The following is a 19,922-nucleotide window of genomic DNA, read 5'->3' as shown; positions in this document are numbered from 1 at the left end:
CACCGAAGTTCGTTACTGAAAACTTTATTGATTACGTTTTGCTTGTTCAGTTTTCAAGGTTCATGTTGTCGTCGATTTATTTCAGCGACTCTATTATCATAACTTGTGTTTAACAAGAAGTCAACAACTATTTCGAAATATTTTTCTTAAGCAATCCTTCTTGTTAAGGACAAGTAATAATATATAACATTTTTTATTGTAAATCAAGCTTTTTTAGAAAAAAACTTTAAAATCTTATTTTCATCAATAATAAATAAGATTATACCTAATATAACAATTAAACCACCAATGATTTGCGTAGCGATTAAATACTCTTGGAAAATAAAAATCGCCAACACCGCCGCACCAATTGGTTCAAATAAGATAGCAATTGAAACAACATTTGTACTAACATATTTAATAGACCAATTAAATAATGTATGGCCTAATAAATTTGGTACAATCGCTAATAAAATAAACCATATCCAATCGATTGTTGAGTAAGGACCGAATGACTCTCCTTTAATAAGTACATATAAAAACAACGTAATGGTACTTACCACATAAACAATCATGGTATATGTCACAAGAGATAGCCGTTTACGTACATCTTGACCAAATAATAAATAAGCCGTAATGAGTGCACAAGCGATAAGTGCAAGCATATCTCCATAAAATGCCGAACCACTTAACTTAAAATCTCCCCAACTAATCAATACACTTCCGACAATGGCAATCACACCAGCAAAAATGGTTTTTACAGTAATCTTTTCTTTAAAGAAAAAATATGTACCAACAAACGCAAATAGTGGCTGTAGCGTCACAAGAACAGTGGAACTTGCAACAGATGTGTAATTAAGTGATTCAAACCACAGAATAAAATGAAATGATAAGAATATACCTGCAATTGAAGAAAACAACCAATCCCGCTTCGATAATTGTTTTAACTCAGCAGTATATTTCCATAAAAATAGCGGCGCCATAATTATCACCGAAAACAACATCCGATAAAAGGCAATGATACCCGCCTCTGCATTTGCTAACTTCACAAAAATAGCAGATAAGGATACAGAAATAACGCCAATAAAAATTGGGATATATGGATGAATTTTTGGTTGCTCCATTGAATTCCACCTCCGCTTCAAATATGCTTATACATCATTAGTTCCGTGATGTACAATACAAAAAAGTAATGTACATATAATAATGACAGCTTGCATATCTCTTAGCAATACGAAATATCGGTGGAGGGTTGAGAATGGATACACTATTGGAAAATATGATTACATATGAAGTTGGCATAAAATTAATTATTGCAGCCACATTAAGTTTAGTAATCGGTATTGAAAGGGAATTAAAAAAGAAGCCTGTTGGATTGAAAACGAGCTTAGTTATTGCGACGTTCAGCTGTCTACTGACAATTATTTCGATTGAGACTGCATACTCAACACCCCCAAGAGCAGATATTAATATCACAATGGATCCGCTTCGTTTAGCAGCACAAGTCGTAAGTGGCATCGGCTTTCTTGGAGCAGGAGTTATTTTAAGACGTGGTAACGATAGCATTTCGGGATTAACGACTGCCGCGATGATTTGGGGAGCTGCTGGAATCGGAATAGCAGTTGGCGCAGGTTTCTATATGGATGCTACATTAGCAGTTATTATCATTGTCTTTGGTATTGAAGTGTTATCGCCATTTCTTATGAAAATCGGACCAAAACGTATTCGTATGAGAGAAATATCATTAAAAATCCAAATTGACGATGATTGCCATGCTGAATCTTTTCTTCAATTTCTAAAGGAAAATAATATTTTTATCGAAAACATGCGCATAAAAGATATTCCACTAAGAAATGATACTGTTTTACACGAATTAGATTTACGACTATCGTTAATAATCTCGGATAACTTACTGTCGTTTTATCGTTCATTGCGAGCCTTATCTTATGTAGAAAAAATTGAAATGGAAATTTTAAACTAGTTGGAGGACACTTCTATGGCAGAATTATTGAAACTATTAAAAGATGGTAATAAGCCCTCCCTTATGGCTGCATGTGTCAATGCATTTCTAGGAATCATTAAAGGCGTTGCCTTCTCCTTCACAGGGAATGTTGCCATGTTTGCAGAAATGATGCACTCCCTTGGCGATGCAGCAAACCAATTATTTGTTTATATTGGTTCAGCTCTTTCAAAAAAAGCGCCGACGAAGCAATTCCCTGCAGGATTTGGTCGAATTGTTAATCTGGTTTGTCTATTCGCCGTCATTATAGTAGCGATTCTTTCTTATGAAACTGTAAAAGAAGGCTGGCATCATTTTATGCATCCAGCTGGTGAATCAAAAGGAATGTTCATTGCACTTGGTGTTTTATTTATCGGGATTGTGTTAGAGAGCATAGTCCTTGCAAAAGCAGCTGTCGAAGTGCTGCATGAGGCTGGGCAAGAAAAAGCTGGTTTAGCTACTATTACTAAAGCATTTACTTATTTGAAGCGCGCAAAACCAGCAACAAAATTAGTGTTTATGGAAGATTTAGTAGCCACAGCTGGGAATGTATTAGCATTTGGTGCTATTTTAATTGCACACTTTACAGGGTGGGCAAGAATCGAAGGACTCGTGTCAATGATTATCGGCTGTATGATGTTTTATGTAGTTGGCAAGATATTTCTTGATAATGCCCGTGGCGTTATCGGTGAAACGGATGAGGAAATGCTTAACCATATCGCTCATCTCGTAATGGAGGATCCAAATATTAAAGATATTGTACGTCTAGAGGTTGTTAAAGAAGGTGAGTTTTTGCATGTTGAGTTAGTTGCAGAAGCCGATGCTAATTTATCACTTGCGTACCTAGATGATGTACGCGACCATTTAACAGCAGTTATTTTAAGTCAAAAAGGCGTATCAAAAGTGGCCATTTTATTTGATGAAGATGATGGTTTATTAAACTGGGTACACGTTGCAGACAAGCCCACAAGGCCCACTATTTAACATTAAATCGATTTAGCCAATTGCCCGACTTCAGGCAGTTGGCTATTATTTTATACCAGTAGGTGAAAAAATAAAAAAAGGAAGTACGAAAGGCATTACCTCACCTTTCATTACTTCCTAAACAGGAACCCTATCTACTATCTTGCATTCTGTAAAATCGTACGTACATCTTCTTCCTGTAACTTTTTAAAGTTACCAAAAGGTCCATTATGCATAGCATGTTCAACAATTTGATTGAATTTCGAATCATCAATATCATAATCTGCTAAGCGGCTTGGAGCACCTAAAGATGTCCAAAATGCGGATAGACGGTCGATTCCTTCATAAGCCACTTCCTCTGTTGTTTTACCCTTCTCATCAACACCAAAGACACGTACCCCAATACCAGCAAAACGCTCAGGATTTATCGGTACGCTTAAACGCATCCAATGTGGCTGTAAAATAGCTAAACCGCCCGCATGTGGAATATCATAAATCGCTGATACCGCATGCTCAATATCATGTGATGCCCAATCGCCGCGAGAACCCATCGATAAAAAGCCATTTAAACCAACTGTTCCAGCTAATAGAATCGTTTCGCGTAACGCAACATTATCTAAATCCTTCATTAGTTTTGGAGCTGTAGCAATTACTGTACGCAAGACACCCTCACTCATTTCATCTGTGATTGGCGTATTCGTCGCATTATGGAAGTACTGTTCAAATACATGTGACATCATATCAACGATACCGTAAACTGTATGATTTTTCGGTACCGAAACAGTGTAGGCCGGATTTAAAATTGAAAAACGCGGGAATGCCGCCGGACTACCCCAACTTAACTTTTCTTCGGTTACAGCGTTCGTAATAACAGAGCCAGAATTCATTTCTGAACCTGTTGCAGCTAATGTTAATACTGTTCCTAGTGGTAACGCCTCTTGTGCAATTACCTTTCTCTTGACGATATCCCACGCATCACCATCATATTTTGCACCAGCTACTATTAATTTTGAACAGTCAATAACGGACCCTCCACCAACAGCAAGGACAAGATCAATACCTTCTTTTTTACAAATATCAATGCCAAGACGGGCTGTCTCAACACGAGGGTTCGGCTCAACACCGCTCAATTCAAAAATCGTTTTATCCGCTTGTTGTAATTTCTCTATCACAGCATCGTATACGCCGTTTTTCTTTATGCTGCCTCCGCCATATACAACCAACACCTTATTACCGTATTGCGCTAACTCCTTTGCTAATCTTTCTAGCGCATCTTCACCAAAGTGTAATCTAACAGGATTATAGAATGTAAATGAATTCATGGAAATCGCCCCTTTCTACTTGGATTTTCTCATATTTATAACAGCGAAAGCAAAGATTTAAGCATTATGCTATACATGTATCATGTAATTAGAATAGGCGATGTATATTTTTTCAGGAATAGGCACAGCTAATTCCTCATCCGTCACTTTAGAGGTTCTATCCGTCACTTTGATGAACTTATCCGTCTTTACGGCGATTCTATCCATCACTTTGATGACCTTTTCCGTCGTTTCAGCGATTCTATCCGTCACTTTGATGATTTTATCCGTCATTTCGACGAACATATCCGTCACTTCGCAAAAAGAGCCACAAACAGAAAAAAACGAGACATCCCATTAGTTGGGAATGTCTCGTTTATCATTTATCTATTGATTAAACCCATCCACGGAAGCGAGATGCTTCTGCAGTACGGCGAACACCTACCATGTATGCAGCTAAGCGCATGTTAATGTTGCGTGTTGTCGCTGTTGTATAAACATTATCAAAGGCTTCAACCATTTTTTTGTAAAGGCGTTCTTCTACTTCTTCTTCAGTCCAGTAATAACCTTGGTTATTTTGAACCCATTCAAAGTAAGAAACTGTAACACCACCAGCAGAAGCTAATACGTCTGGTACAAGTAAAATGCCACGATCTGTTAAAATTCTAGTTGCTTCAGCAGTTGTTGGACCATTTGCTGCTTCTACTACGATGTTTGCTTTAATATTATGCGCATTGTCAGCAGTAATTTGGTTTTCGATAGCAGCCGGCACTAAAATATCACAATCAAGTTCTAATAATTCTTTGTTTGAAATTGTGTTTTCAAATAAAGTTGTTACTGTACCGAAACTATCACGACGATCTAATAGGTAATCGATATCTAAACCTTCAGGATCATGGAGTGCACCATAAGCATCAGAAATACCGATTACTTTTGCTCCTAAATCATGCATGAATTTTGCAAGGAAGCTACCCGCGTTACCGAAACCTTGAATAACGATACGAGCACCTTTAATGTCAATTCCACGTTTTTTTGCTGCTTCTTCGATAACAATTGTTACACCTTGTGCAGTTGCACGGTCACGACCTTGAGAACCACCAAGTACAAGTGGTTTACCTGTAATGAAACCAGGTGAGTTGAATTCGTCCATACGGCTGTATTCATCCATCATCCAAGCCATGATTTGTGCATTTGTAAATACGTCTGGAGCTGGAATATCTTTTGTAGGTCCTACGATTTGACTCACTGCACGAACATAACCACGGCTTAGGCGTTCGATTTCGCCCATAGACATTTGGCGCGGGTCACAAATAACGCCGCCTTTACCACCGCCATATGGTAAATCAACAATCCCACATTTCAATGTCATCCACATTGAAAGCGCTTTAACTTCTTCCTCAGAAACAGCTGGGTGGAAGCGTACGCCACCTTTAGTCGGTCCTACAGCATCATTATGTTGTGCTCGGTAACCAGTGAATACTTTTGTTGTACCGTCATCCATTTTAACTGGGATGCGGACTTGTAGCATGCGAAGTGGTTCCTTTAATAATTCATACATTGCTTCGTCATAACCAAGTTTATTTAAAGCATCTTGAATGACATCTTGAGTTGATGTGAACAGATTTAAGTTTTCAGACATATTAAATCGCCTCTTTGTTTTTATTAATGATAGTATATCGGCATCATTGTAACACACTTCCGAATTAAAATGTGAACATTTTGTTAAAGTTTAAAAACTTTTTCAATTTGCGCGATTGACCAATCTAAATCTTCTTGTGAAATGACAAGTGGTGGTGCAAAACGAATTACTGTATCATGTGTTTCTTTACATAATAAACCTAATTCTTTTAGCTTTTCACAGTATGGACGTGCTGATTCTGTTAGTTCCATTCCGATAAATAATCCACGACCACGAACTTCTTTAATAACGGGGTTATTAATATTTTGAAGCTTTCCTTTGAAATATTCGCCAAGGTCATGTGAACGCTCTGCTAGTTTCTCATCTAGTAATACTTTAATTGATGCAATAGAGACTGCACAAGCTAAAGGATTTCCACCGAAAGTAGAGCCATGTGAACCTGGGTTGAACACGCCTAAAATGTCACGGTTTGCAGCTACACAAGAAATTGGGAATACACCGCCACCTAAAGCTTTCCCTAAAATGTACATATCTGGTTCAACATCTTCCCAATCACATGCGAACATTTTACCTGTACGTGCTAAACCAGCTTGAATCTCATCAGCAATAAATAATACATTGTTTTCACGGCATAGTTCACGAGCAGCTTTTAAGAAACCTTCTGAAGGAATGACAATACCAGCTTCCCCTTGAATTGGTTCAATTAAAAATGCTGCTGTATTTGGTGTAATCGCTGCTTTAAGTGCTTCCAAATTACCGTAATCTACAAGCTTTACATTTGGTAGCATCGGTCCGAAACCACGACGATATTCTTCATCAGATGATAATGATACAGCAAGCATTGTACGCCCATGGAAGTTCCCATTACATGCAATTAGTTCTGCTTTGCCATCTTCTACACCTTTTACATCGTATGCCCAACGACGAGCCGCTTTAAACGCTGTTTCTACTGCTTCTGCACCCGTATTCATCGGTAATACCATTTGTTTATTTGTTAATTTACCTACAAGCTCATACCACTCACCTAAGTTTTCACTATAGAAAGCACGAGAAGTTAATGTTACTTTGTCAGCTTGCTCTTTTAACGCAGCGATAATTTTCGGATGTCTATGTCCCTGATTTACAGCAGAGTAAGCAGATAGCATATCTAAATATTTGTTACCTTCCGGATCTGTTACCCATGCACCTTCAGCCTCTGCAATAACGATTGGCAGTGGATGATAGTTTGCAGCACCATAATTTTGCGTTTTTTCAATAACTTGTTGTGAATTTGTCATATAGTATTCTCTCCTTATACTTCATGATAATAGTTCTATAAAAGAGAGATAGGCTGAGACTTTTTACAAAGCCCGCCTTTCATCAATGATGTCCTATTATGGAAGCTCTCTTTTATAGCGTTAAAAAATTAAAGCATTTCTGAAGTTGTTTTAGCTTGCATATGCAGTTGTAAGTAGTCAGGGCCACCCGCTTTAGAGTCAGTACCAGACATGTTGAAGCCACCAAATGGTTGGTAGCCAACGATAGCACCAGTACAACCACGGTTGAAGTATAAGTTACCTACATGGAAATCTTCACGAGCTTTTTCTAAGTTCATACGGTTAGTTGTAATCACCGCTCCAGTTAAGCCGTATTCTGTATCGTTTGCAATTGCAATTGCTTCGTCAAAATCTTTCGCTTTCGCAATAGCAACGACTGGTCCGAAAATTTCTTCTCTCATGATTCGTGCTGAAGGATCTACGTCTGCAAACACTGTTGGTTGAACGAAGTAACCAACTGAGTCATCCGCTGTACCACCTGCAACCAGGCGCCCTTCATTTTTACCGATTTCGATATACTCTGTAATTTTATTGAATGCTGCCTGGTCAATAACAGTTGCCATAAAGTTACTGAAGTCTGTTGGGTCACCAATTGTTAATGCATTTGTTAGCTCTTGTACACGATCAACAACAGTGTCATAGACATCTTCTACGATTACTGCACGAGAACATGCTGAACATTTTTGACCTGAGAAGCCGAATGCTGATTTTACAATAGATTGTGCAGCAAGTTCTAAATCTGCTTCTTTATCGACTACGATTGTGTCCTTACCGCCCATTTCAGCGATTACACGTTTAATCCAGATTTGACCATCGTTATGTGTTGCTGCACGTTTGTTAATGCGTAAACCAACATCACGAGAACCTGTGAAGCTGATAAAACGTGTTTTCGGATGATCAACTAAGTAATCACCAACTTCTGCACCAGAACCTGGTACATAGTTCACTGCGCCTGCTGGGAGACCAGCTTGCTCTAATACTTCGATGAATTTATATGCCACTACAGGCGTTGTTGAAGCCGGTTTTAATAATACTGTGTTTCCTGTTACTAGAGCTGCTACTGTTGTACCTGCCATAATTGCAAACGGGAAGTTCCAAGGTGAAATCACAATACCAATTCCTAGAGGAATATAGTCATAACGGTTGTATTCACCTGGACGACTTTCAACAGGTTGGCCGTCTTTAATACGTAACATTTGGCGACCATAGTATTCTAAGAAATCGATTGCTTCTGCTGTATCAGCATCTGCCTCGTTCCAAGGTTTACCAGCTTCTTTTGTTAATAATGCAGAGAATTCATGTTTACGACGACGAATAATCGCTGCTGCTTTGAATAACACATCTGCACGAACTGCTGGATCTACTTTTTTCCATGTTTTAAATGTTTCATCTGCCACTTGCATTGCTTTTTCAGCTAATTCTTGGTTCGCCTTAGATACGCGACCAATCACTTCTGTTTTCTTTGCAGGGTTATAAGAAACAATTTTATCTTCTGTTGTAATACGTTCCCCACCAATAATCAGTGGGTAATCTTGCCCTAAATAACCTTCTACTTTATTTAATGCTTCTAGATAAGCATTGTAGTTTGCCTCTTGAGAAAAATCTGTAAATGGTTCGTGTTTGTATGGAATCATACTAAAATCCTCCCTTTGTGAGATGTAAAAGTTTAGTGTGCAAAAAACATTGACGCAAATTTTCTTTGCGTATAGAATATTCTTACACTTATTATAATGCAAAATTTTGTTGCATATTTCAAGTAAAAAATTTTTGAGGTGCAAATTTTATGAAAAATTCAGAACCTTTACTACCTTTTTATGATTTTATTGCAACGAATGTATCCGTTGGTATCCATGCAATTGACGTGACTGGTAAGACAATTATCTATAATACAAAAATGAAGGAAATTGAGGGATTTCATTTTGATGAATTAGCTGATCGCTCAATTATTGAACTATTTTCTTTTCGTCAACATGAAAGTACTTTAATGCGTGTTTTACAAACTGGGATGAAAGAAATAAATGTAAAGCAAACTTATTGGAATAAAAATGGGCATGAAATTACCACTATTAATGATACATTTCCGCTTTTTGAAAAAAACAAACTAATAGGAGCCATCGAATTTGCACGCGATATTACATCACTCGAAAAATTAGTGTATCAGCCTCTGCGTCGCTATGATGAACCTTTAACATTTGATATGATTACCGCTGTTTCCGAAACGATGAAGCAGGTTATCGCGAATGCAAAAAAAGCTGCCGCCGTCAAATTACCCGTTTTACTGATTGGAGAATCTGGCACTGGAAAGGATTTAGTAGCAGAAGGTATTCACCATGCCGCTTCGCCCGATCCAGAGGCATTTATAACACTATTTAGTCGACGTTCTGCGCAATCGGTTCTTGATAAAGTGAAAGAGCTTTTACGAGATGACAAGGCGTATACATTTTTCTTTGAACGTATTGACTTTTTAAGCCTTGATGTACAAGAACAATTATTAGAATTATTGCAATCCTTTCCGCAGTCAAAATACATGTTGATTGGTAGCGTAGGCAGTGATCCAATTGCATTAATTGCACAGAAGAAGCTTTCAAAATCGCTCTATTATTTCTTCGCAACAATGGCTATTACAATTCCCAATTTAACGGATCGAAAAGAAGATATTCTACCGTTTATTGCTGATTATTTTAGCAGACATCGTGAACGATTTGCTTCAAATGTGCAGAATCTTGCACCTGATGTTCAAACATTATTCTTACAATATGATTGGCCTGGAAACTTAAAGGAGCTTGAGTTATTACTGGATGAAATTGTATCGTTTATGACAACTGAGACAACGGTTACCCATGACTTGCTACCGCTTCATTTCCGTTTCAAAGTACAGCAGCACGACACATCAGATCGAGAACCGGAGTTCTTTATGTTTCAGCAGCAAAATGATGTCATGCCGCTCGATGCTTATTTACGTGAAGCCGAATCCTATTATGTGCAAAATGTATTGAATTTATATGAGGGTAATATTACAAAAGCTGCAGGTGCGCTTGGTATGAGTCGACAAAACCTACAATATCGATTACGAAAAATCAAAAAACAATAGCTTAGGTTTAAGAAATGCTGCTCAGTTGAAAGAGTTCAAAAAAAAAAAATGAGGATGCCTACATATGTAGGCATCCTCATTTCTTTAATGTCCTGACTGTTCGATCCAGTCTTGTAATTTGTCTTTTAGGGAGTTAAAGCCATTAGCATCTGACTCATCTACGCGGTCCTGCAATGATTTACGTGGTGGTGCATCTTTTTTTCGTAACGTTGTAGGGCGTTCTTGTAAAGCTCGCATCGATAAACTAATTTTCTCGGCCGCTTCATCGATCTCAAGTACCTTTACTTCTACCTCTTGCCCAACCGATAAAAATTCACTCACGTCTTTTACAAACCCGTACGTAATTTCGGAAATATGCACAAGGCCTTGTGTTTCTTCATCAAGTGCTACAAATGCACCGTACGGTTGAATACCTGTAACTTTTCCGGTCAACACGTCTCCTAATTCATATTTTTTTACCATAACCTTTGCCCACTTTCTATATGTTTGCTACGTATATATCACGTTAAATTATAACATATGTAAATAAGTGGGGCAAAAAATCGTCTTATCAATCCATAATCTCTGTGATACGATAATGACCATCCTTATTGTACGTTACTTTTATAATAAACTGTCTGCCATACCTTTCCTGATACCCTTTAGTAACGCGGACCGCCACTATTGGTTGAATACCATCATACTCACCTAACTCACTAAATACATCCAAACTCTTAATTTCTTGTAGTGTACTTGCACCAATTTTTGCATCTTGCATCAATAATGACCTTTGCACTGAATCATTTCCAACGATGCTTGCATATAAATAGAGCGCAACTATATTAATAGGGCGTAGTTGATTAATAATTGCTTCATCATCGTTCTTTGTGTACTGCTCATATATTGCCTTAATTTGTTCTTTTTGTAATCTATCCATGTCAACAATACTAAAATCACTATCATTTAAATAGCCTATTGTTTCTTCACGTCTCTGCAATAGTGTCTTCCAAATCTCAAAAGAAGATAATTGTGCCAATGTTTCAGAGTATCCGTCCCGTTGTAATTCTTTCAAGATTTTTTCAGCACAAACTCTCATTACCTCACCATAGCTACCATCAGCTACCTTTTGTAAAAATTCAATATATTGTTCATTAATTTTACCCTTCTTCGTCATAGCAGGATAATTATCAGTACCTTTTAATAACGCCAGCCAAGTACTTTCGAAGTTTTTTCTTATTAACTTATAATTAGGTGATCCTGCATTCACATTTGCTAGTAATGAGCGCTCCATTATTTTTAAGGATTTCACGGTTTCTTCTCGTGTGTAGCGTAAGTCATCCGCTAATAATAAATCTCCCTTTTGTAAATACTCAAAAAAACCGAAAATATCTGGATGTAATTGATTAATATAGTTTGGTGCAAATTCCCCATCTATTGGATTTGCTTTAAAGTAAAATACCCCTTCTTCATCTATTTGAAGTTCCATAAATTGTTTGTTTGCCGCTTCAATAATTGCTCTTAAATCTGAAGGTAGCTGATCTCTATCTTTTGTCTTCATTAAAACGTGTGCATACGGTTCAAGGAGCTTACTGTAAAAAATCTCAAGTTCTGCAACAGATTTTACGTATAAGCTATAAACTTCATACGATTCGTCAAAAGTTAATTTATTATATTTTTTAATCCTTTCCAACGCCCTCTTTGGTGTCATCAATTCATTGAAAATAACTTCTTCAGTACTCTTTAAATATTCGACATCACTTGAAAGCAAATGCATATTACTTTTTGTATAAAAATCTAAAGTTGAATCTGCATTCTTTATAAAATCAAATGCTGTCAGTTCATCTATAGAAACTTTCAACTCTCTCCTAATTTGCTCTTTTTTACTATTATATTTTTTAGTTATATTTTCAACCCAATCCTCATTTCCAACCTTTTTCGGAGCCGGCTTCTGTGATACTTCACTCTGTACATTTTCTGGCTGTTTTATTACATATGGTGTCGCCAACACACCAACTAAGAGCACACTTGCAATACTCGCTATCAAAACAGCTGGCTTTTGCCATTTCTTTGAGTGCTTCTGTGGTGAGGAAACAATGTGCTGAGGTGGGGGAGCTTTCTCTGCTTCGATTTGCGCGAATACATCTACGGGATCTAATTGGGGTTCTAGGCGATCATACGATTTTTTTAAGAGCGCCATGCGTTTGTCAAATTGTTGCTCATCCATTTTCAACACTCCCTTCCTCTAACAAAACTACTTTAAGTTTTTCTTTTGCACGTAAAATACGAACTTTCACTGTTGACAAGGAAATGCCGAGCACCTCTGCAATTTCCTCGTACTTCAATTCATGAAAGTAAAATAATACGAGAGGATAACGATATTTTTCATCGAGTGCTTGAATGGCATTATGTAATAGCCTGTCTTCCTCAAAATTAAGGACATGCCTTTCTGCTGAAGCACTAGGAATATGTTGCAGTGTGCCTAGCAACGCCTCCTTTGCTAGCTCCCGTTGCTCCTTTCGATAATAATCTCGTGTCGCATTGAGTGTGACTTTATAGAGCCATGTGGTAAAACGATCCTGCTTAAATTGATGCAAAAAGCGATATAACTTTACAAACACCTCCTGTGATACATCTGCTAAATCACTGCTATGTACTCCACATTGAAAGGCGAATTTTTCAACTGTTCGCTGATGTATACGAATTAGTTCGATATAGGCTTCTTTGTCGCCATGCTGTGCCTGTTCAATTAATTTAGACTCCGGCATTGTTCTCCCCCCTTATTGCTTTGTGTGTATGTAACGAACTTTCCCTCCTAATTGTTACATATTTAAATGAATTTGGATCACTTAGGTAAATGCTAGTAAAAGTTCTGATAGATCGGGCTGGTAGACCATTAGAACTGTCGCATTGTAGCCTGTTACACTGGTTGAACCCTTTATCGCAGGATGCAGGTGAATTTATAGTAAATTTTCTGATATTTGCCTTGTGTTATGAAATTTTTGCGGTAAAATAAAACTTTAGTATAAGGGGGCTTTATTTTCGTGTCATCGAGAGATCAATTTACATCTAAAATTGGATTTATCCTAGCAGCGGCTGGCAGTGCCATCGGGCTAGGGGCAATCTGGAAATTCCCCTATATGGCGGGGACAAATGGTGGAAGTGTATTTATTCTGCTATTCATTTTATGTACGTTCTTTATCGGTTTACCGGTATTAATTGCTGAATTTATGATTGGTCGTCGGGGACAAAAGGATGCCGTGACATCATTCAAAGAGCAAGCACCAGGAAAACCATGGTATTTGATAGGTTGGGGCGGCATGATTATTGCTGGTTTAATCTTATCTTTCTATAGCGTTGTTGGTGGTTGGATTTTAAGTTACTTAGGACGTGCACTAACGTTTCAGCTAAATAGTGGTGGTAATGATACCAATTACGCTGATATGTTTGGCAGCATTATCTCTAGCCCATTCGAAGCGGTGCTTGTGCAAGGTTTATTCTTACTATTAACCATCGCGATTGTTTCTGGGGGCATTAAAGGCGGCATTGAAAAAGCGAGTACATGGATGATGCCACTACTATTCATTTTCTTCATCGTATTAGTTGTCCGATCATTAACACTAGATGGTGCAATGGAAGGCGTTAAATTCATGTTCGTGCCTGACTGGTCTTACTTGAATGCCGAAACATTTTTAAAGGCGCTCGGACAAGCATTCTTCTCGTTAAGTGTCGGTATTGCGGTCATGATTACCTATGCTTCATATCTGCCGAAAACGGAGAAAATTGGTAATTCAGCTATAAATGTAGCCTCTATGAATATCATCATTTCGCTACTTGCAGGACTTGTCATTTTCCCAGCAGTGTTTGCACTTGGTTATACACCTGATCAAGGACCAGGTCTGGTATTCATCATTTTGCCAGCTGTCTTTCAACAATTACCGCTCGGTGGCCTGTTCTTAACTATTTTCTTTATCCTTTTACTATTTGCCACAGTCACTTCATCCATTTCGATGCTGGAGATTGTTGTTGCGATAGCGATTGGAGATAAGCCTGAAAAACGTAAAAAAATTGCCTGGATTGGTGGGGTCATTATTTTCATCTTCGGAATTCCAAGTGCCTTATCATTTGGTCTGTTATCCGATGTGCAAATTTTAGATCGTTCTATCTTCGATTTTGTTGACTTTATTACGAATAGTGTTGGTATGCCAATTGGTGCTTTACTCATTTCCATCTTTGCAGGTTATTACTATACTAAAGATATTTCACGTCGGGAGCTTGCTTCGTCGAGTTTAATGTTTAACATTTGGTATATTTTGATCCGCTATGTAGCACCCATTGCGATATTGATAATTTTCATTCAAGGTATACTTCCATTATTTTAATAAATAAATAAATAATCCTCGCACCGTCATGGGAGCGAGGATTATTATTACAAACAGTTCAGCATAGTTGGACAGTTGCTACAAATTTAAACAGAAACTGCTGTACGCCTACACAATAAAATTAGTATTATTGTCTCCACCAAAATTGCTGGGGACTTTTATATTAAATAATACACTTTGCTTCGAATTTAATAGCAATGAGTTTGTACGAAATGGCTACACAATCTTCGAATGGAATCCATTGTTCAAACGAATGCTCATATGTTTCCTGAATAACCTTTGCTAGTACTGAAGGATCATCAATTCCTTGCAGTGCTGCTACGACATCAGCTGTTTCCGTATCATAATGGTCTGGACCTAAGTGGAATGGATCCCATTCCTCTAGCAGATGCACGGCTGCTTGATTCATTTTAATATTTTCCAAAATACTCACCTATTATCCTTTTATCATACTCGTATGATACCATAGGAAATAAAAAAGAAAAGAGTGATTTGCTTGTCTATTTTCGATAATACTATTATTCGTCGTCATTCTAACTCTGTAAAATGGGACGCAATGGAAAAAGTATATGGGTTAAAAGATGCTTCAGAAATACTACCAATGTGGGTAGCTGATATGGATTTTGCTCCACCTGCAGCTGTGTCACAGGCACTGCAAGAGCATGCTGAAAACGCTGTCTTTGGCTATAGCTTTATCAGTGAGAAAGCACTACAGTCAATAGTAGACTGGCAGGATACTCGACATGGTTGGCACATTGACAAGGACTCTATTTTATTCAACAACGGTGTTGTTTCTGCTTTGGCAAATGCCATAACAGCATTTACTAAGCTAGAAGATAAGGTGCTTATATCATCACCTGTCTATCCTCCATTCTTTAACATACCTAAAAGTAATGGCCGAGAAGTTGTTTCATGTCCTTTAGTAGAGAAAGACGGTACATTTGTTTTTGATTTTGAGGCCTTTGAACAGGCTCTTGCTCAAAATGTAAAAGCTTATATATTATGTAATCCGCATAATCCAGGGGGCTATGTATGGGATGAAGCTACATTAAAAGAAATTGTTCGATTATGTGCAAAATATGATGTTGTTGTTATTTCTGATGAAATTCACTCAGATTTAATGTTAGAAGGCGCAGTACATACACCTCTTGCCAAGGTTGCAGGAGATGAAATCGATCGTATTATTACATGTATGGCACCAACGAAAACATTTAATTTAGCAGGCATTCAAATTGCCTATATGATTGTAACAGATAAGAAAAAGCGTGCGCAGTTAGAGGCCGTCAACATGGCTAGTGGTCAGGGCTCATTAAATAGCTTTGCACCTATCGCCATGCATGCTGCATATACAGAAGGTTCTGCGTGGTTAGAGGAATTACTCCCTTATATCTCGAACAACATGGCATATGTAATGGCAGAGTTAGAACAATTACCTGGTATTCATGTTGAGAAACCGCAAGGCACATATTTACTTTGGATTGATTACCGCGAGATGGAAATCGATGAAGAAGTAATGATGCAACGATTACTTAAAATTGGTAAAGTGGCGTTAGAGCCTGGCACAAAGTATGGAGAAGAAGGTCGTGGCTTCCTACGCATGAATGTTGCTTGTTCATTTGAAACTGTTAAAGATGGTGTTACACGCTTTAAGCGCGCATTATTATAATCATCATTTTAAAAGTGGTCGATTTTATTCATGAAGAATTACTTTGGACCCTTTTCAGGATATCTCAGGTACTTGAGATATCCTTTCAGACTGTCTACAAATTCAAAGAAATTTTGAGTTTGTAGACAGTCTTTTTTCTTTATAGTAAGAAACCGTTGATTTCCGTTTCAGGCGCTCCTTTTCCGCAAGCATGGCTCCAACTAATTTTTGCGGCGGATTGCCGCAAAAATTGATTTTCCGCACGTGCTGTTCCTGCAGAAGTGTCGCGCCTTCCACTCCAATCAACTTGTATCACCTACTGTTTCTATTCTGCTCCGAACCTGCTAAAATACTTGAAATAAACATGATGACGAAAAATTAATAAGCGTGAACAGCCTGTACCGAAGGACCATTTATGGCAGTTGATGGTGTTTATAAAACACCTCTGATTACGAATTTCTTATTACGAAATCAAATGCTACCTGTATGCTCATATACTCGCTCAAAAACAAGAGAACTACCTTCAAAAAATGGCTTTCTCCTACCAAATAGAACATACTCTTCCGTTCCTACGGGAAAAGCGGGAAAGTCGAGATCCTGAACTGAGGGAAGCAGCTTGACCCCGCCCGTAGTGGAAATAACGGTCTTATCTATATTTATTGAAAAAGATAAAAAGACTGTAGGCATACCCGATATTTTTTCGAGTTTGTCTACGGGTATCCTTTATTATGTTTAGAAACAACTTAAAAAGGTAAAAGTTTCTATACAAAAGTGAGGTGTATTAAATGACGTTAGCTCCATTAACGATTGAACGTGCTTATATGACTTTTTTATTCCCCTTTGCTTACCATATGCAATGCAGAGACAAGCTTTGTAAAGAACTAACAAAAGAAAATTTTTCGTTCTTCACCTTACAAAACAAATCTTTAGAGGATAAATTTTATGGAGAATCCATCTCGATTTCACATGAAGAATTAGCTCAATTTTTTTATCCCTTCATCGAAGACAAACTATTTCCTGATAACGCAAATCGTCAAGATTTTATCCGCTTTTCAAAAGCTTTCCATGCAAAAGGCGAGTTGCACTATAGAGAGGACAGCCTTGCTTATGAAATTGTTAGCATTGATATTACACTTTGCCCATTCGGGAATGGCATCATTACTATTAGAACGACTATGACGGAATCGGCGCAAGACTTTAATGATGTACTAAACTTTATACATTATTTTCGTGTGTTAGAAGCTAAACTCAGAGAAGAAAAAGGCACAAGTCATCATTTTTCATTTGGTCATTTTTCATCAACAGGGGATGTATTATTCAAACATTTTGTTCCCTTCTTACTTCCCTTTCTACCGCATCAGCTAACAGAAACGTATCAAGGATTACCTTTTTTTGAGGATGAACGCATGTATTCCTCTGCGTTTTTACTATGTAAGGAAGAAGAAGAAATTTTAGATGAACATTTGTTTCGATTGGGCCAAGTAGATGGAAAAACTCCTGAAGGGAAGCCCTTTATTTCCAGTACTAATCCTCAATATATTAGCGAGTATGTGAAGGAACATACGCATATGCGTTGGGCACCACACAGCTATATTGTCACTTCAGCCCAGGCACAAATGGCCATATCTAATCTGTCCTTTCAGAAGTCAAAACATAGCATTGAAGAATTTATGGGTACGCATTATTATAATTTGTTTATACATTATTTTTACAAAATGATGCTCCTAAAGGTATCTTTTGAATATAGTGAAATAAGTTGGGGAAAAGATAAGCTTGTTGTCGATGAACTGATTGAATTAATTACGAAGTTTTCTTCACGTTATTATTTTGATGAGGTTATTGTCCGTACAGAGGGGAAAGAAATCTCTCAATCGTTGCGGAAATTTTTCCGTATTAATGAGCATTATATTGAAACAAAATCAACTCTTGATAGCTTATATCGCACATTAGAGGATCGCTCCGATAATAGGAATAATAGATTACTGTTCATATTAACAGTATTTACTGTCGTTTCTGGTATTTACGGTATGAACTTAGTGATAGGGGAATGGGATGGCACTGTAAGCTGGAAAAGTATTTTTGGCTATACCGCTTTTGAATGGCTTGCACTTGTGGTAGCACTTAGCGGTATCGGTTTATCACTTGTACTTGTTTGTTATTCTAGTTTTACAATATCGAGAAATTATTTTCGTCGATATAAGCGAAATCAGCCATAGAAAAAGTACTCTACATGAGATTGCCATATAGTGTCGACAAAAGGTATTCGGTATGTGATCACTCCGAATACCTTTTGAAATTTTATCAAAAATATTAGTTACAATAACCCATTAAGATGCGATTGAAAAACTATTCAAAGATATCTGAGTCTTGAAAGCGACGTACATACTTGTTCGCCCCACTTTCAGCCGTAACGAAAATCATCAGGTTCATATAGATACTTCTATTCAAAAGAAAAAGGACTGCAAACAAACTCATTTCACTTTCGAGTTTGTCTACAGCCGAGCACGCTACATGGTGTGCTGTTTTTATTAAATATTTTGTTGATTACTAGTATTTTTTTTATCAGCTAAAATACGTTCTTCAATTTCTTTTGATTTGATTTCTTGTTTTTTAGAAATTTTACGGAAAATAATAAACACAGCTGTACATAAAATGAGCATTAATAAAAATTCAAATGCTGCAGGAATGTAGCCTGATTTATCTTCAGGGAAATATAAAAATTGATACATTAATTGTTCCATGTTCTCTACACGTCCTTACAATTATTATTCAAAAACTGTAATTGACTCAATTTTCACATCTTCTAATGGCTTGTCACGGCCGTCTTTTTCTACGTCAGCGATTTTATCAACAATATCCATACCTTCTACAACATGACCGAACACAGTGTGTTTATGGTCTAACCAAGGTGTACCTCCATTTTGAGCATATGCTTCAATAATTTCTTCTGGGAAACCTGCTCCTTGTAATTGGCGTAACATATCACTTGGAAGGTGCTTCATTTGAACGACAAAGAATTGAGAACCATTTGTGTTTGGACCAGCATTCGCCATTGAAAGCGCACCTCGTAGGTTGAATAATTCTTCAGAGAATTCATCTTCAAAAGAGTTACCCCAAATTGATTCACCGCCCATACCTGTACCAGTTGGGTCGCCACCTTGAATCATGAAGTCTTGGATAACACGGTGGAAAACAATGCCGTTATAATAGCCAGATTTGGCATGGCCTAAGAAATTTTCAACTGTTTTAGGTGCTTGTTTTGGGAATAATTTAATCTTGACAGCACCTAAAGTTGTAACCATTTCTACTAGTACTTCGCCTGCTTGTACTTCTTTTGTTAATTGTGGAAACATGGGAGTCTCTCCTTTAAAAGTAAAATTTCAGTTTCAACGGAAATGATGACACTTTCATCATTTCTGACCTCATATTAGTCTAACATACTTCCTCGAGGTTTTCTCCACCAAAGTATTGACGATTTTTGCACTTTTAACTTCATTCAGCAAAAATTTTATGTTTTGAAAGCATAATGGAGCAGCTACTGATTCACTACGGATAGACGTTGCATCGTAACTGATTGTGGACATAGAAATAGGTCAGAACGAGTATTTGGAAACCATCCAAATTATGTTAT

The 19,922-nt window shown here is 37.5% G+C and carries 19 protein-coding genes; 6 read left to right on the top strand and 13 right to left on the bottom strand.

The annotated features are described in order from the left end of the window. Positions 1-203 precede the first annotated feature (203 nt). Complete coding sequence (locus tag ACOMCU_RS10835) at positions 204-1,103, bottom strand: DMT family transporter (protein WP_010857535.1); 900 nt, start codon at positions 1,101-1,103, stop codon at positions 204-206. A gap of 134 nt (positions 1,104-1,237) precedes the next feature. Here ACOMCU_RS10835 and ACOMCU_RS10830 point away from each other — a divergent pair, with 134 nt between their 5' ends. Both ACOMCU_RS10830 and ACOMCU_RS10825 read left to right on the top strand, forming a co-directional pair. Then, entirely contained in the window at positions 1,238-1,960 is a 723-nt protein-coding gene (locus ACOMCU_RS10830; RefSeq protein WP_421050161.1) for an MgtC/SapB family protein, read from the top strand. A 15-nt stretch (positions 1,961-1,975) separates the two neighbouring features. Next, positions 1,976-2,962, top strand: coding sequence for a cation diffusion facilitator family transporter (locus ACOMCU_RS10825; RefSeq protein ID WP_421050160.1), 987 nt, complete (start codon positions 1,976-1,978; stop codon positions 2,960-2,962). A gap of 137 nt (positions 2,963-3,099) precedes the next feature. Here ACOMCU_RS10825 and ACOMCU_RS10820 read toward each other — a convergent pair whose 3' ends face one another. The 5 genes from ACOMCU_RS10820 to pruA form a co-directional block, all read right to left on the bottom strand. Next, complete coding sequence (locus ACOMCU_RS10820; RefSeq protein WP_421050159.1) at positions 3,100-4,263, bottom strand: iron-containing alcohol dehydrogenase; 1,164 nt, start codon at positions 4,261-4,263, stop codon at positions 3,100-3,102. 69 nt (positions 4,264-4,332) lie between these two features. Then, positions 4,333-4,548 carry a hypothetical protein gene (locus ACOMCU_RS10815; protein ID WP_421050158.1) on the bottom strand — a complete coding sequence of 72 codons (216 nt, stop codon included), beginning with the start codon at positions 4,546-4,548 and terminating at the stop codon, positions 4,333-4,335. Between the two features lie 88 nt (positions 4,549-4,636). Then, entirely contained in the window at positions 4,637-5,881 is a 1,245-nt protein-coding gene (locus tag ACOMCU_RS10810) for a Glu/Leu/Phe/Val family dehydrogenase (protein WP_010857530.1), read from the bottom strand. 83 nt (positions 5,882-5,964) lie between these two features. Further along, positions 5,965-7,158 carry an ornithine--oxo-acid transaminase gene (locus ACOMCU_RS10805; RefSeq protein WP_421050157.1) on the bottom strand — a complete coding sequence of 398 codons (1,194 nt, stop codon included), beginning with the start codon at positions 7,156-7,158 and terminating at the stop codon, positions 5,965-5,967. A gap of 128 nt (positions 7,159-7,286) precedes the next feature. Beyond that, positions 7,287-8,831 (bottom strand): L-glutamate gamma-semialdehyde dehydrogenase, encoded by a 1,545-nt coding sequence (pruA, locus tag ACOMCU_RS10800; protein WP_010857528.1) that lies wholly within the window; start codon positions 8,829-8,831, stop codon positions 7,287-7,289. 149 nt (positions 8,832-8,980) lie between these two features. On the opposite strand from pruA, the gene ACOMCU_RS10795 reads away from it, so the two are divergent. After that, positions 8,981-10,288, top strand: a complete 1,308-nt coding sequence (locus ACOMCU_RS10795; protein WP_421050156.1) for a sigma 54-interacting transcriptional regulator — start codon at positions 8,981-8,983, stop codon at positions 10,286-10,288. Between the two features lie 84 nt (positions 10,289-10,372). On the opposite strand, the gene yugI is transcribed toward ACOMCU_RS10795, so the two are convergent. The 3 genes from yugI to ACOMCU_RS10780 all read right to left on the bottom strand — a co-directional run bounded on the left by yugI (position 10,373) and on the right by ACOMCU_RS10780 (position 13,032). Then, positions 10,373-10,750 carry a S1 domain-containing post-transcriptional regulator GSP13 gene (yugI, locus tag ACOMCU_RS10790; protein ID WP_010857526.1) on the bottom strand — a complete coding sequence of 126 codons (378 nt, stop codon included), beginning with the start codon at positions 10,748-10,750 and terminating at the stop codon, positions 10,373-10,375. A gap of 88 nt (positions 10,751-10,838) precedes the next feature. Further along, entirely contained in the window at positions 10,839-12,491 is a 1,653-nt protein-coding gene (locus ACOMCU_RS10785) for a hypothetical protein (RefSeq protein ID WP_421050155.1), read from the bottom strand. Further along, complete coding sequence (locus tag ACOMCU_RS10780; protein ID WP_421050154.1) at positions 12,484-13,032, bottom strand: RNA polymerase sigma factor; 549 nt, start codon at positions 13,030-13,032, stop codon at positions 12,484-12,486. The genes ACOMCU_RS10785 and ACOMCU_RS10780 overlap by 8 nt, the downstream gene beginning before the upstream one ends. Before the next feature lie 276 nt (positions 13,033-13,308). Here ACOMCU_RS10780 and ACOMCU_RS10775 point away from each other — a divergent pair, with 276 nt between their 5' ends. Further along, on the top strand, positions 13,309-14,646 hold the full coding sequence (locus ACOMCU_RS10775) for a sodium-dependent transporter (RefSeq protein WP_010857523.1): 1,338 nt from the start codon (positions 13,309-13,311) through the stop codon (positions 14,644-14,646). Positions 14,647-14,809: 163 nt separating this feature from the next. Here ACOMCU_RS10775 and ACOMCU_RS10770 read toward each other — a convergent pair whose 3' ends face one another. Then, positions 14,810-15,070 (bottom strand): DUF1871 family protein, encoded by a 261-nt coding sequence (locus ACOMCU_RS10770; protein ID WP_010857522.1) that lies wholly within the window; start codon positions 15,068-15,070, stop codon positions 14,810-14,812. Positions 15,071-15,142: 72 nt separating this feature from the next. Here ACOMCU_RS10770 and ACOMCU_RS10765 point away from each other — a divergent pair, with 72 nt between their 5' ends. Next, positions 15,143-16,312, top strand: coding sequence for a MalY/PatB family protein (locus ACOMCU_RS10765; RefSeq protein WP_421050153.1), 1,170 nt, complete (start codon positions 15,143-15,145; stop codon positions 16,310-16,312). A 102-nt stretch (positions 16,313-16,414) separates the two neighbouring features. Here the strand turns inward: ACOMCU_RS10765 and ACOMCU_RS10760 are convergent, their stop codons facing one another. Next, complete coding sequence (locus ACOMCU_RS10760) at positions 16,415-16,597, bottom strand: hypothetical protein (protein WP_421050152.1); 183 nt, start codon at positions 16,595-16,597, stop codon at positions 16,415-16,417. Between the two features lie 479 nt (positions 16,598-17,076). On the opposite strand from ACOMCU_RS10760, the gene ACOMCU_RS10755 reads away from it, so the two are divergent. Then, the gene (locus tag ACOMCU_RS10755) at positions 17,077-18,507 is read left to right on the top strand and encodes a hypothetical protein (protein WP_421050151.1); all 1,431 of its coding nucleotides are present in this window, start codon (positions 17,077-17,079) and stop codon (positions 18,505-18,507) included. A gap of 312 nt (positions 18,508-18,819) precedes the next feature. On the opposite strand, the gene ACOMCU_RS10750 is transcribed toward ACOMCU_RS10755, so the two are convergent. Together ACOMCU_RS10750 and ACOMCU_RS10745 are read right to left on the bottom strand one after the other, a co-directional pair. Further along, positions 18,820-19,032 carry a hypothetical protein gene (locus ACOMCU_RS10750; RefSeq protein WP_010857518.1) on the bottom strand — a complete coding sequence of 71 codons (213 nt, stop codon included), beginning with the start codon at positions 19,030-19,032 and terminating at the stop codon, positions 18,820-18,822. Between the two features lie 24 nt (positions 19,033-19,056). Then, positions 19,057-19,644 (bottom strand): peptidylprolyl isomerase, encoded by a 588-nt coding sequence (locus ACOMCU_RS10745; protein ID WP_219365129.1) that lies wholly within the window; start codon positions 19,642-19,644, stop codon positions 19,057-19,059. Positions 19,645-19,922: the final 278 nt, after the last annotated feature.

This window comes from Lysinibacillus sp. UGB7, assembly GCF_049058285.1.
Lineage (GTDB): Bacteria > Bacillota > Bacilli > Bacillales_A > Planococcaceae > Lysinibacillus > Lysinibacillus sphaericus_B.
This window is presented reverse-complemented; position numbering and strand designations above follow the sequence as displayed.

Coding starts and splice junctions, on each gene's coding strand:
- pruA (WP_010857528.1), bottom strand. CDS start 8,831: ATGATTCCATACAAACACGAACCATTTACAGATTTTTCTCAAGAGGCA.
- ACOMCU_RS10830 (WP_421050161.1), top strand. CDS start 1,238: ATGGATACACTATTGGAAAATATGATTACATATGAAGTTGGCATAAAA.
- ACOMCU_RS10815 (WP_421050158.1), bottom strand. CDS start 4,548: ATGTTCGTCGAAATGACGGATAAAATCATCAAAGTGACGGATAGAATC.
- yugI (WP_010857526.1), bottom strand. CDS start 10,750: ATGGTAAAAAAATATGAATTAGGAGACGTGTTGACCGGAAAAGTTACA.
- ACOMCU_RS10820 (WP_421050159.1), bottom strand. CDS start 4,263: ATGAATTCATTTACATTCTATAATCCTGTTAGATTACACTTTGGTGAA.
- ACOMCU_RS10835 (WP_010857535.1), bottom strand. CDS start 1,103: ATGGAGCAACCAAAAATTCATCCATATATCCCAATTTTTATTGGCGTT.
- ACOMCU_RS10780 (WP_421050154.1), bottom strand. CDS start 13,032: ATGCCGGAGTCTAAATTAATTGAACAGGCACAGCATGGCGACAAAGAA.
- ACOMCU_RS10785 (WP_421050155.1), bottom strand. CDS start 12,491: ATGGATGAGCAACAATTTGACAAACGCATGGCGCTCTTAAAAAAATCG.
- ACOMCU_RS10825 (WP_421050160.1), top strand. CDS start 1,976: ATGGCAGAATTATTGAAACTATTAAAAGATGGTAATAAGCCCTCCCTT.
- ACOMCU_RS10750 (WP_010857518.1), bottom strand. CDS start 19,032: ATGGAACAATTAATGTATCAATTTTTATATTTCCCTGAAGATAAATCA.
- ACOMCU_RS10805 (WP_421050157.1), bottom strand. CDS start 7,158: ATGACAAATTCACAACAAGTTATTGAAAAAACGCAAAATTATGGTGCT.
- ACOMCU_RS10795 (WP_421050156.1), top strand. CDS start 8,981: ATGAAAAATTCAGAACCTTTACTACCTTTTTATGATTTTATTGCAACG.
- ACOMCU_RS10810 (WP_010857530.1), bottom strand. CDS start 5,881: ATGTCTGAAAACTTAAATCTGTTCACATCAACTCAAGATGTCATTCAA.
- ACOMCU_RS10745 (WP_219365129.1), bottom strand. CDS start 19,644: ATGTTTCCACAATTAACAAAAGAAGTACAAGCAGGCGAAGTACTAGTA.
- ACOMCU_RS10755 (WP_421050151.1), top strand. CDS start 17,077: ATGACGTTAGCTCCATTAACGATTGAACGTGCTTATATGACTTTTTTA.